The organism is Pseudomonas sp. 43(2021) (genome assembly GCF_017490805.1).
Lineage (GTDB): Bacteria > Pseudomonadota > Gammaproteobacteria > Pseudomonadales > Pseudomonadaceae > Aquipseudomonas.
This window is the reverse complement of sequence record NZ_JAFGYJ010000642.1, coordinates 1-255: the sequence shown is the minus strand read 5'-3', so window position 1 is coordinate 255 and position 255 is coordinate 1. Positions and strand designations below refer to the sequence as shown.

Here is a 255-nt window from a genome sequence, read left to right as displayed (position 1 = left end):
GCTCGGGCACCCCGGGTACCGGCAACCAAGGCGACCTGGTGCAGGTCACCATCACCGCCGATCAGGCGTCGGTGGCCGAGAACGTCAAGCCGACCTTCACCGTGCACATCAACCAGGCGCTGGCCCATGACCTGGTCGTGACCCTGAGCAACAACGCCCAGGTCACCATCAAGGCTGGGGAAACCAGTGCACCGTACACCCATGCTGCGCAGGGCGATGACGTCTATAACGATGCTGGCCAGATCAGCCTGGGCA

1 protein-coding gene is annotated in these 255 nt (G+C 63.9%); it reads left to right on the top strand.

The annotated features are described in order from the left end of the window. Positions 1-255, top strand: a 255-nt coding sequence (locus tag J5M71_RS29170; RefSeq protein ID WP_207839156.1) for an immunoglobulin-like domain-containing protein, incomplete at both ends; no start/stop codon positions are given.